General features: G+C 34.9%; 12 protein-coding genes. 8 read left to right on the plus strand and 4 right to left on the minus strand.

All coding sequences use genetic code 11. The features are described from left to right. The first annotated feature begins 113 nt into the window (after positions 1 to 113). From opp3b to pepF, 8 genes are all read left to right on the plus strand, one after another. A complete protein-coding gene (opp3b, locus tag KHA87_RS02045; protein ID WP_213092444.1) occupies positions 114 to 1,043 on the plus strand; it encodes an oligopeptide ABC transporter permease in 930 nt (309 codons plus the stop codon). After that, positions 1,043 to 2,059 carry an oligopeptide ABC transporter permease gene (gene opp3C / locus KHA87_RS02050; protein WP_213092445.1) on the plus strand — a complete coding sequence of 339 codons (1,017 nt, stop codon included), beginning with the start codon at positions 1,043 to 1,045 and terminating at the stop codon, positions 2,057 to 2,059. Before opp3b ends, opp3C begins: the two co-directional genes overlap by 1 nt. A 14-nt stretch (positions 2,060 to 2,073) precedes the next feature. Next, positions 2,074 to 3,144 (plus strand): ABC transporter ATP-binding protein, encoded by a 1,071-nt coding sequence (locus tag KHA87_RS02055; RefSeq protein WP_213092446.1) that lies wholly within the window; start codon positions 2,074 to 2,076, stop codon positions 3,142 to 3,144. Next, a complete protein-coding gene (locus tag KHA87_RS02060) occupies positions 3,137 to 4,078 on the plus strand; it encodes an ABC transporter ATP-binding protein (protein WP_213092447.1) in 942 nt (313 codons plus the stop codon). The genes KHA87_RS02055 and KHA87_RS02060 overlap by 8 nt, the downstream gene beginning before the upstream one ends. 578 nt (positions 4,079 to 4,656) lie before the next feature. After that, on the plus strand, positions 4,657 to 5,052 hold the full coding sequence (gene spxA / locus KHA87_RS02065) for a transcriptional regulator SpxA (RefSeq protein WP_213092448.1): 396 nt from the start codon (positions 4,657 to 4,659) through the stop codon (positions 5,050 to 5,052). Between the two features lie 310 nt (positions 5,053 to 5,362). After that, the gene (gene mecA, locus KHA87_RS02070) at positions 5,363 to 6,022 is read left to right on the plus strand and encodes an adaptor protein MecA (protein WP_213092449.1); all 660 of its coding nucleotides are present in this window, start codon (positions 5,363 to 5,365) and stop codon (positions 6,020 to 6,022) included. A 92-nt stretch (positions 6,023 to 6,114) separates the two neighbouring features. Next, positions 6,115 to 7,290, plus strand: coding sequence for a competence protein CoiA (locus KHA87_RS02075; RefSeq protein WP_213092450.1), 1,176 nt, complete (start codon positions 6,115 to 6,117; stop codon positions 7,288 to 7,290). A 97-nt stretch (positions 7,291 to 7,387) separates the two neighbouring features. Continuing rightward, a complete protein-coding gene (gene pepF / locus KHA87_RS02080; RefSeq protein WP_213092451.1) occupies positions 7,388 to 9,205 on the plus strand; it encodes an oligoendopeptidase F in 1,818 nt (605 codons plus the stop codon). Positions 9,206 to 9,753: 548 nt separating this feature from the next. Here the strand turns inward: pepF and KHA87_RS02085 are convergent. The 4 genes from KHA87_RS02085 to KHA87_RS02100 all read right to left on the minus strand — a co-directional run bounded on the left by KHA87_RS02085 (position 9,754) and on the right by KHA87_RS02100 (position 12,413). Then, positions 9,754 to 10,590 (minus strand): ClpXP adapter SpxH family protein, encoded by an 837-nt coding sequence (locus tag KHA87_RS02085; protein WP_213094216.1) that lies wholly within the window; start codon positions 10,588 to 10,590, stop codon positions 9,754 to 9,756. 23 nt (positions 10,591 to 10,613) lie between these two features. After that, positions 10,614 to 11,015 (minus strand): globin domain-containing protein, encoded by a 402-nt coding sequence (locus tag KHA87_RS02090; RefSeq protein WP_213092452.1) that lies wholly within the window; start codon positions 11,013 to 11,015, stop codon positions 10,614 to 10,616. A 161-nt stretch (positions 11,016 to 11,176) separates the two neighbouring features. Further along, positions 11,177 to 11,800 carry a lytic transglycosylase domain-containing protein gene (locus tag KHA87_RS02095; RefSeq protein ID WP_213092453.1) on the minus strand — a complete coding sequence of 208 codons (624 nt, stop codon included), beginning with the start codon at positions 11,798 to 11,800 and terminating at the stop codon, positions 11,177 to 11,179. 31 nt (positions 11,801 to 11,831) lie between these two features. Further along, complete coding sequence (locus tag KHA87_RS02100; RefSeq protein ID WP_213092454.1) at positions 11,832 to 12,413, minus strand: CYTH domain-containing protein; 582 nt, start codon at positions 12,411 to 12,413, stop codon at positions 11,832 to 11,834. Positions 12,414 to 12,457: the final 44 nt, after the last annotated feature.

A 12,457-nucleotide genomic window follows, 5' to 3' on the forward strand; every position in this document is an offset into this window, starting at 1 on the left:
CAAGTACAGGTGGAAAAGAGAGTATATAAACATGTACTCTCTTTTTCCCTGCTATGAAATTGTCGAACTTTGACGAATTTTCTATTTAATTAATGTTATTAGGAGGTGCAGCAATGGCGAAATATTTCTTGCAACGTGTTGTATACATGGTAATCACAATATTTGTCATCGCTTCTATTACTTTTTTCCTCATGAAGCTTATGCCGGGAACTCCTTTTAGTGCTGAAGCGAAGCTTTCGCAAGAACAGATTCACATCATGAATGAGAAATACGGATTGAATGATCCTGTGCCTGTGCAATATGCTCATTACATGCTGAACCTGTTAAAAGGAGACTTAGGTACTTCTTTCCAATTTGATAACCGCGATGTTTCCACTCTTATTGCCGAGCGCATCGGACCATCCGCTACCCTAGGTGTTGAGGCATTAATCTTTGGTACTATTGTCGGAATACTATTAGGTGTATTAGCGGCATTGAAACAGAATACATGGTTGGATTACGGTTCAACTTTCATTGCAGTACTTGGAAAGTCGATACCATCTTTCGTGTTTGCAGCGGTATTGCAATACTTCATTGCTGCTAAGCTGCAATTGTTGCCGGTTGCATACTGGAATGGGTTTTCTTATACGATTCTTCCAACGATTGCGTTATCGATGTTTCCAATCGCAATCGCTGCGAGATTTATGAGAACGGAAATGATTGATGTATTAAACTCAGATTATATTGTATTAGCAAGAGCAAAAGGCGCCAATGCATTTGAAATTGCATTCAAGCATGGCTTTAGAAATGCATTAATTCCATTAATTACAGTTATGGGCCCACTTGCGGTAGGTTTGATGACGGGTTCACTTGTAATTGAAAATATTTTTGCTATTCCAGGAATCGGGAATCAGTTCGTCCAATCTATAGTAGTAAATGACTACGGAATTATTATGGGTACAACTTTACTGTTTGCAATAATGTTAGTTGTTATCATTTTAATAGTCGATTTACTTTACGGAGTAATTGATCCACGTATTCGCTTATCGGGAGGGAAAAAATAATGATAGTCGAAGAAAAAATATCACCAGAGAAATTTCAACCCGCCCATATTGATGCATCAAAAGGAGAAGTCATTGAAAAGCCTAGCTTAACGTTTTGGCAAGATGCATGGCTTCGTGTTCGTAAAAATAAAGGTGCCATTGTAAGTATGGTTCTGTTAATTTTATTAATAATTATGGCTTTAATTGGTCCACACATTAATGATTATGGCTTCAATAAACAGGATCTAGCAAAATCCAATCTTCCTCCAAGAATTCCGGGACTTGAAAAGCTTGGGATTTTTGATGGAACACAAACCGTAGGCGGTGTAAAGGTAAACTCATATGAACAAAAACATGTTAAAGAGTACTATTGGTTTGGAACAGATTCACTAGGCCGTGACCTTTTCACTCGTGTATGGAAAGGAACTCGTATTTCCTTATATATAGCATTTTTAGCTGCAGCTATTAACATGATAATTGGTGTCGCATATGGTGCTATTTCAGGATATTATGGTGGTAGAGTTGATAATATTATGCAAAGGATTATCGAGGTTCTATCTGGAATTCCTGATCTAGTAGTCGTAATTCTAATGATATTAGTTTTACAGCCGGGGATATTATCCATTACACTCGCATTGACCATAACGGGCTGGGTTGGAATGGCCAGGGTTGTACGCGGTCAGATCTTAAAATTAAAATCACAGGAATATGTGTTGGCTGCCAAAACATTGGGAGCGAAAAACGGTACAATTATCTTTAAACATTTGATTCCGAATATGGCAAGTGTAATTATCATTAATACAATGTTTATTATTCCAAATGCGATATTTTTTGAATCATTCTTAAGCTTTATAGGACTTGGGCTACAAGCACCAACAGCTTCACTAGGTACGTTAATTGAAGATGGCTACAAAGTTCTAAGATTTTTACCATATCAAATGCTGTTCCCGGGTGCTATCTTAAGTATTATTATGATTGCATTCAACTTATTAGCAGATGGTCTTCGTGATGCACTTGATCCGAAGATGCGTGATTAAGAGAGGTGAAAAAAATGGGAAAAGTATTAGAAGTAAAAGATCTTCATATCTCATTCCATACATTCGCTGGGGAAGTACAAGCCATTCGCGGTGTAAACTTTGAACTAAATGAGGGTGAGACTCTCGCTATTGTAGGAGAATCAGGATCAGGTAAATCAGTTACAACAAAAACAATAATGCGACTATTACCTGAACATAATTCCGAAATTAAATCAGGTGAAATATTATTTGATGGTAAGGATATTGCGAAGCTATCTGAAAAAGAAATGCAGAAAATAAGAGGGAAAGAAATATCCATGATATTTCAAGATCCAATGACATCGCTAAATCCTACAATGACAGTGGGTAAGCAAATTATGGAGCCCCTTTTAAAGCATCAAAATCTAAGTAAACCAGAAGCGAAGAAACGTGCCATTGAACTTTTGAAAATGGTAGGGATACCAAAGGCGGAGATCCGCTATAAGCAATATCCGCATCAATTTTCCGGAGGTATGAGACAACGTGTTGTTATTGCGATTGCGTTAGCTTGTAATCCGAAAGTATTAATTGCAGATGAGCCTACTACTGCACTTGACGTAACTATACAAGCGCAAATTTTGGAACTTATGAAGGATTTGCAGAACAAAATAAATACTTCTATAATCTTTATTACTCATGATTTAGGAGTTGTGGCTAATGTTGCTGATCGTGTTGCAGTAATGTATGGTGGAAAGATTGTAGAAGTTGGTACTGTAGATGAAATTTTCTACAATCCACAACATCCATATACATGGGGATTGATCAGCTCAATGCCTAGTTTAGATACGGCAGATGAAGAGCTGTATGCAATACCTGGAACACCTCCAGACTTATTGCATCCGCCAGTAGGTGATGCTTTTGCACCTCGAAATGCTTATGCCATGCAGATTGATTTGGAGAAGCAACCGCCAATGTTTAAGGTTTCGGATACACATTATGCTGCAACCTGGTTATTGCATCCTGATGCTCCAAAGGTAGAACCGCCTGAAGCCGTTAAAAAGCGTATGCGTAAATTCGCAAATCAGGCTGATACCACTCCGCATAAGGAGGAAGTAAAGAATGTCTAGTACAGAAAAATTATTAGAAATAAAAAATTTAAAGCAGTATTTTAATAAAGGAAAAGCAAATGAAGTAAAAGCAATTGATGATATCTCTTTTGATATATATAAAGGAGAAACTCTCGGACTTGTAGGTGAATCCGGATGTGGGAAATCAACTACGGGAAGAACCATCATTCGCTTATATAATGCAACAGATGGAGAAGTATTATTTAATGGTGAAAATGTTCACGCCAAAAAATCTCGTGCTGAGCTAAAGAAATTTAATCAAAAAATGCAAATGATCTTTCAGGATCCTCAAGCTTCATTAAATCCAAGAATGAAAGTTGCCGATATTATTGCAGAAGGCATTGATATTCACGGTTTAGCTTCATCTAGCAAGGAAAGAATGGATAAGGTGTACAAGCTGCTTGAAACTGTTGGTCTAAATCGCGAGCATGCCAACCGTTATCCCCATGAATTTTCAGGCGGTCAAAGACAGCGTATTGGAATTGCACGTGCACTAGCCGTTGAACCTGAATTTATTATTGCAGATGAGCCAATTTCTGCACTTGATGTATCCATCCAGGCTCAGGTTGTTAATTTGCTGAAAAGATTACAAAAGGAAAAAGGGCTCACCTATTTATTTATAGCGCATGATTTATCGATGGTGAAGTATATTAGTGACCGCATTGGAGTAATGTATTTTGGTAAATTAGTCGAATTGGCTCCTGCTGAGGATTTATATAATAATCCATTACATCCATACACTCAATCTTTACTATCAGCAATACCACTTCCTGATCCGGATTATGAACGTTCTCGCATTCGCAAAACTTATGATCCACAAATGCATCAATATGCACAGGGTGAAGAAGTAAAAATGCGTGAAGTTGTGCCAGGTCATTATGTTTATTGCTCAGAGAAAGAGCTCAAACAATATCAATCATTATATAAAAAATAATCGATCCTATGGGTCGATTTTTTTTTTGTAAGCTAACCGTTAAGCAGTTAGAATCACTTTTCTTATGTCTAGCTCCAACTCCTTTCGATTTGCAAACTTCCGGTCTTTTCCCTACGTTATGTTACATCAGGTTAAATTTGAAGATTTAATTTAACTCGGTGAAAATGGTAGTGCCTTTTTCAATAGCTCGTGAACTACCTCAGTACTGTTTCCATTATCTCAGTCGAAGCCCTACAGTTTATACTTCGATGAACAGGCGGTTTAAGCTTTTCTTATTCCCCAGGAAATTCGACAATTTTCAAATATTAAATGAGACTGAGAATCAGTTTAAGGATTTTTTAATATTAACGCTGTATAATATGTTTTAACAATGGAAAAAAGGGGGAAAACAATGTAAAGCAATTCACAAAAAAGTCATGTTTATAAGATGGTTGCATCAATTTTTGAAAAAATATATTCATGTAAGTCCAAATGGTGTATAATACTTAATATAGGTTTTTTGTTAAAAGTTATTTTAATTTAGAATAGAGACCAAATTAATGGGGATCTTTAAATAATAGAAGGAGTGTGAATGATAAATGGTAACATTATACACTTCACCAAGTTGTACATCATGCAGGAAAGCACGTAATTGGCTAGAAGAAAATAATATTTCATATAAAGAGCGTAATATTTTCTCTGAACCACTCTCTCTTGAAGAAATTAAAGAAATTCTTAGGATGACGGAAGATGGAACAGATGAAATCATTTCGACTCGTTCCAAAACGTTTCAAAAATTAAATGTGGACTTAGAGACATTGCCATTGCCAAACTTATTTAACCTTATCCAAAAGAATCCAGGCTTGCTAAGGAGACCTATTATTTTGGATGAAAAGAGACTTCAAGTTGGTTATAATGAAGACGAAATACGAAGATTTCTACCTAGAAAGGTTCGCACGTTCCAACTGCGTGAAGCCCAAAAGCTAGTTAATTAAAAAATTTTATTGATAATAAATAATTATGACGCCTTCCATTCATTTTGAATGAAGGCGTTTTACATGACATTTTATAGGTTTCTTATCTTGAAAATTTTCTGAAAATCGGTTAAAATAAGCAGAATAATATCACAATAATCAATGGGTGAACATGGATTTTTGAAATTTGGCATTTATTTTATTTCCATTTACCGCACTTTTATCATAGAATAAGAGTACAAGGTGTAAACATTTTTATCTCTTGTCATACTCAAGTCTTTATCAGGTTAGATGTCCGTTCAACACTTTTAAAAGAAGGGAGAGTTGATGTATGGATATCGAAAGAATAAATGAAAATACCGTTAAGTTTTATATATCATATTTGGATATTGAGGAAAGAGGCTTTGACCGCGAAGAAATCTGGTATAATCGCGAGAGAAGCGAGGAATTATTCTGGGAAATGATGGACGAAATTCATCATGAAGAGGAGTTTGTTCCGGAAGGTCCGTTATGGATACAAGTACAAGCAATGGAAAAAGGGTTAGAAGTACTTGTAACAAAGGCACAACTATCAAAAGATGGTCAAAGATTTGAACTTCCAATTCCAGAGGATAAATTAAAAGATTTTCCGATAAACGAACAAATTGAAGAATTTTTGGATGAACATTTCCAAACAAGACCTCTCCAGGATAATGATGATGATTTATTAGAATTTATGGTTTCATTTAAGGATTTCGAGGATATCATTTCTTTATCTAAAAGAAATGGTCTTGATAACTTAAAAACTAAGCTATTTTCATACAATAATAAGTATTATTTATATGTTGAATTTACGGATGAATTATTCGAGGAAGAGGATATTGATAATATTTTAAGCATATTACTCGAGTATGGCGAAGAGTCAACTTATACAGTTCATCGTTTAGAGGAATATGGAAATACTGTGATGGAACGCAACGTGTTTGCTACAATAAATGAATATTTCAAATAAAATCCGATAAATCAATATCGGATTTTATTTTTTTATTTAATAAAGGAAAATATGAACTTATATGGAATATAAAAGGATAAAGGAGGGATATAATGTTAACTGCATTAACTAAGGAAGGGAAGATATATAATGTGGCAGGGGTTAAAAATATTCGTTATTTGCAATATCTAAAAATGAATAGACTGTTTTTTTGCCCCGTTTGCAGGGAACGCGTTATACTAAAGGTTGGGAGCTACAAAATACCGCATTTTGCACATCAAAGATCCGCTAGTTGTCTTTCCGTATCGGAACCAGAAACCTTGCAGCATATGCAGGGAAAGCAGGATCTATTTTTTTGGCTAATAAATCAAGGATATGTTGTACATTTAGAAAAATACTTGCCAAAAATAAAACAACGGCCAGATATACTGTTAAGTAGGAATGGCAAGTGGTTTGCGATTGAATATCAATGCTCCTCTATTTCCGTAAAGTTATTAGAAGAGAGATCAAATGGATACAGATCACAGAATATTACTCCGATATGGATTATTGGTGGATACCCATTTCAAAAAGGGGGGAATGGATTTTATTGGTTAAATGAATTTCATTGGTCATTCATCCAAGCGACTGAAAAAAATGGTTTTATTATTAACAGCTATACTCCAGAAAATAAATGTTTCCACTTTTTAAGCAATATTTCTCCAATATCCTCAAGAAAAGTTCAAGCAAATTATCAAATTAAACTTCTTTCCAAAATGATATTTCCTATTCACCATTTTCCAAAACTAGAGAAAATAGAACGAACAGATGATTATTGGTTCTACAACAAAAGACAGTGGCTTAACAAAAAAATAATGTATGGCAAAGCATTTCAAGATCCGTTTCTACTATCTTTATATGAGAGTAATTGTCATCCGCAATTGCTTCCGCCAATTTTAGGTATTCGAGTGGATTTTATGGGTATATGTCAAACACATCCCGCTGTTTGGCAATTTTATATATGGCTTGACTGTTTACGAGCATTGAAAATTGGAGAAAGATTTACATTTAATCAGGTGCTATCAGCTATTAAAAAGCGGACAAGCAATAATCATATTCAGTTTCGAATACTACCGTTTGTTCCTAATTATTATCAAAATAGAATGGTATATCAGTACTTACTTGCATTAGTAGAGTATTCGTATTTAAGTGAGATTCGGAAAGGGATATTTGTATTGCATAAAACGATTGCCTTTCCAAAGACTATGGAGGAAGTATTCTCAATGGAAAAGGAATTTGTTCGCAAATAATGTGATAGTTAGTCCTAATAGGCAGGATTTTTTTAAAATAAAGCGAACTATTAATGGAACGATTTTTTTCGTATATCGAAAGAATGGAGGAAAGAACATGAGTGAAACGGCTACAGTAAAATCATTACCAATCCGAAATGATGTACCAAAAGAATTAACGTGGAGATTGGAAGATATTTTTGCAACAGATGAAGCTTGGGAACAAGAATATCAAGAAGTAAAGGAATTAACGAAGGAAGCACCAAAATTTAAAGGAAAATTAGGTGAAAGTGCAAAAGATTTATACGATGCACTACAATTTCAAGATATTGTGTTTGAGAGATTAAGCAAATTATATACATATGCTCATATGCGTTATGATCAAGATACGACAAATTCTTTTTACCAAGGGCTGGATAGCCGCATGAAGAGTTTATATGCGGAAGCTGGCAGTTTATTTGCATATGTAGTTCCAGAAATTCTTTCGATTGATGAGAATAAGTTGAAGGATTTTCTTAAGGAAAATAAAGATTTGCAGCTATATGAACATTCTTTAGAAGAAATTAATCTTCAGCGTCCACATGTATTATCAGCAGATCAAGAAGCACTGCTTGCAAGTGCTTCGGAAGTCATGAATGCTTCTAGCAATACATTTGGCATGTTAAATAATGCTGATTTGGAATTCCCGACCATCAAAGACGAAAATGGCGAGGAAGTTCAAGTGACTCATGGAAGGTATTCTCGTTTCCTTGAAAGCCCTGACCAAAGAGTTAGACATGACGCGTTTAAAGCAGTATACGAAACATATGGAAAATTCCAAAATACTTTTGCAAGTACTTTAAGCGGACAAGTGAAAAAGGATAATTTCATTTCCAAGGTTCGTAACTATGATTCAGCAAGACATGCAGCTCTATCAAATAATAATATTCCGGAGAGCGTATATGATAATCTTGTGAATACGGTCAATAATAATCTTCATCTGCTTCATAAATACGTGAAGCTTCGTAAAAAGGTATTAGGTGTTGATGAATTGCATATGTATGATCTTTATACACCTTTGGTAAAAGAAGTCGAAATGAAAATCCCTTATCAAGAAGCAAAAGAATTGGTTTTGAAGGGGTTAACGCCACTTGGCGAGGATTACTTAAAGGTTCTTCGCGAAGGATTTGATAATCGATGGGTGGACGTGGTAGAAAACAAGGGTAAGCGAAGCGGTGCTTATTCCTCCGGTACGTATGGGACTAACCCATATATTCTAATGAATTGGCAGGATAATGTAAATAATTTATTTACTCTTGCACATGAATTTGGTCATAGTGTGCATAGTTACTATACTAGAAAGACTCAGCCTTTCCCATATGGCGATTATTCCATTTTTGTAGCTGAAGTTGCTTCCACCTGCAATGAGAACCTATTAAATGATTATCTGTTAAAAACGATAGATGATGAAAAGAAAAGAATTTATTTATTAAATCATTATTTGGAAGGATTCCGAGGAACTGTATTCCGTCAAACAATGTTTGCTGAATTCGAGCATTTAATTCATCAAAAAGAGCAAAACGGAGAGGCATTAACGGCGGAAGTTTTCACGAAGGAATATTATGAATTAAATAAACGTTATTTTGGTGAAGATGACATCGTTATTGATGAGGAAATTGGCTTAGAATGGTCTCGTATTCCTCATTTCTACTACAATTACTATGTATATCAATATGCAACAGGATTTAGTGCTGCAACCGCATTAAGCTCACAAATCTTAAGCGAGGGTGAGCCCGCAGTAGAACGTTATCTTGGATTCCTGAGAGCAGGAAGCTCCGATTATCCAATTGAAGTGTTGAAAAAAGCGGGTGTAGATATGACATCTGCAGAGCCTATTGAAGCAGCTCTTAAGGTCTTTGAAGAAAAACTGAATGAATTGGAAGAGTTACTATCGTAATAAATAGACAAAAGCCAGGCATAGTTTTACTTGTCTGGCTAATTTTTATTAGTGAAAGCCTTTAAAGGTATTTCGGTCATTAAGATACACCAAGAGTAAAAATAAAGAGAGAAATAAAATCGGTGAGGTAATAATTATTGGTATTAGCTTCATTAAACCTAGAATATTAAGGAAAAAGCTTATGATAATAAAAGAAATAAGTAGAAAAAGGGTAGGCTTTTTCATTTTTGTTTCACCTTCCTATTACGAACATGAATAGTAGAAAAAACATGCCTTCTAATGGAAATATATTCGAGAATTCCTTATATATAACAGGATTTTGACAATATTGTGAAACAATTAACAAAGCCTTGCATGTACACGCTTTAACGTGGTATAGTTTAGAAGTGAAGTTGATCACAAGCAAACATATACCCCTTTGTTTGACCGTGAAAAATTTCTCCCATCCCCTTTGTTCGTGTTGAAAAAGGTCTTGCATTTGCAAGGCCTTTTTCTTTTATTTCTCAAAAAAAGGAACTTGGCACGATACCAAATTCCTTCTATGGTCATTACATATTATATTGCCAAAATGCTCCGTACTTTCCAGATATTTTTTGTACTTTTTGCTGTAAAACTAATTTTTTTAACTCTTTTTCTACTTCCGCAACGGACATATTATAGACCACAGCAATTTCTTTAGATGCTACAAGTCCATAATGCTTTAAAAATGTTTCCATTGGAGGGAGGGGGGCTGGCAGTGGTTTTTCTCCCAATAGCTCATAAATGATTTGCACATAAACCTCATATGGATACAGTCCAGTTATTTTTAAACCCTCATCCTCAATATTTTCATTAAAAAACACAAGGGAAGGAATCTCCGATACTTCCATCTCAGAAACAATTTTAAGATCACATTGAAATGCTTTTGCAGCGCTCGAAGAATTGATATCATTTAAGAATTCTTCTATATCAAGATTAATGCTCTTCGCACATTCTGTAAGAACATCAAGATTCGAAACGTTCTGTTTTTGTAAAAAAATTAACTCCTGTATTTTCCTCAAAAACAGCATTCCAGCTCTTTTTCCCTGCAATTCGGCTGCTTTAATAGCAATTGATGCGATATAAGGAGAGGAAATAGGATTTTCAAACCAAAGACTGCCATCACATGACATACCTGTTCGGCTAGCTGTTTTCTCCCAAAGCTGTGCAATAGATTCATGTTTTTTGACACTGAGATTTAATGTTGATAGCTTACCGCTTAAAACGTGTTTTAACCTGAAGTAAGTGCCATATTCTATATAAAGCTTTTTTACAATCGGTTCCAGTGCCCAGCATTCCGGACATAGTGGATCGACAAATATATATATTTCCAATGGCTTCTTATCTTGACTACACGCATGAAGCATATGAAATTCTGTATTATAATCTTTCAATTTTCTTCACCTAAAGTTGTATCAGGTGTATTGACCATATGCTGTGCCGTAAGAACTAATCGTGAGAAAAATTGTTCCCGAATTGGTCCATCTAAGTTTACCTCGTCCATAGCAGAACTCATACAGGATAACCATGCCTTTGCACGTTTAGGAGTAATCTCATGAGGTAAATGTCTGGCACGCATCATTGGATGTCCATGTTCATCTGAATAGAGAGTTGGTCCACCTAAAAATTGTGTTAAAAACTGCTTCTGCTTTCTGGCTACTTCCGATAAATCCTTTGGAAATATAGGAATTAAATCAGGATGTCTCGCGACTCTATAATAAAATGCATCAACCAGCTTACTTAATGTTTCTTCTCCGATAACGTCATACGGTACTATTCGCTTTTCTACCATATGATTACTCCTTTAACAGTTGAATTATGTATACTTATTTTAGCAATGACCTATTAATAACACAAACAAATAGCCTTATGATCGTTTATTTTTTGTATTTAGACTATGATTATTCCCTAAAAAAAAGCCGTTGCTCTTCTATTGGCAACGGAAAATAGGATTTATACTAATTGACTTGTTATTTTCTGTACGTAATTTTGTGTTTCTTTAAAAGGGGGAATTCCGTTATATCGTTGAACGTTCCCAGGGCCGGCATTATAAGCTGCTAAAGCTAATTCGATATTTCCATCATAGCGATCCAGCATATTTCGTAAATATTTTGAGCCAGCGTCAATATTTTCAGCAGGATCAAATATATTTGTTACGCCAAGGCCTCTTGCTGTAGCCGGCATTAATTGCATTAATCCGGACGCTCCGCTACGGCTCAAGGCATTAGGATTAAAATTGGATTCTTGTTTGATGACTGCTTTTATTAATTTCTCTGGAAGATTATATTTCACTGCTGCATTTTTAATCAATTCATCCAAATCTTTAGGAACCGTAAATTCTTTTGTATTTGAGTTCATGAAAGCCAATGAATTTAACCCAATAGGTGATGAGATTAAACCATCAAGCGAAGTAGTGCTCATGGAACTATTAGTATTCATACTATCCAACACACTAGCTAATATTTCTTGAAACAGGGAGCTACTGTCGGAAGTATCTTGTACGGAAGATGAATTAGTACCTGTAAGATTTTGCAATGCTTGTAATTCCATCATTGTTTTAAGCTGGTTTACATTCATGATTAAATTGCCTCTCCTATAAAACATTCTATTATTGTAGTTTTTTATATTCTCTATAAAAGCGGATAATTTTATTATCGGTAGAACGAATGGGAATTTGAAGGCGATCCATTAATCTTAAAAAATGTTGTTCCCCCATTTTTTTATCCTTCACTTCATATTCTATCTCAAAATCCTCTTTATTTAAATAGAAACTATTATCAAAAACTAATAAGCCATCCTGATATGGAATCTCTACTCGTTTTGTGGTTAAACTACCGAAGCAAATGATATTTTCCACACTGATATTACTCATTTTTAAGCTGGTTTTTATTTCTCCTTCAGGTATTAATCCAGTTTTGATCATGCTAAGGGCTGCCTTTTCTTCCATTTTTTCATTTGTTTCCCAATTACCATCTTTAGCCGGCTGTTTAAGTGTCAGCTCATACTTATCATTTTTCCTTCGGATTCTTAGTGCGCTATGATGCCCCTTAATATCAAATTCAGGAGTATCAAAATAATAATTTTGTTGTTCGATAAAATCTCTCGATAGAATATTAAATTCCTTCATCATTCTGTAAAACTCTTCTTTTGTTACCATATTTTTAAATTCTATTTCTAATTCTTTACTCATAATTAGAAGACTCCTTTATCCAATGCAATACTTGTATTTTAACA

Source organism: Bacillus sp. FJAT-49736, from assembly GCF_018343615.1.
GTDB lineage: Bacteria > Bacillota > Bacilli > Bacillales > Bacillaceae_C > Margalitia.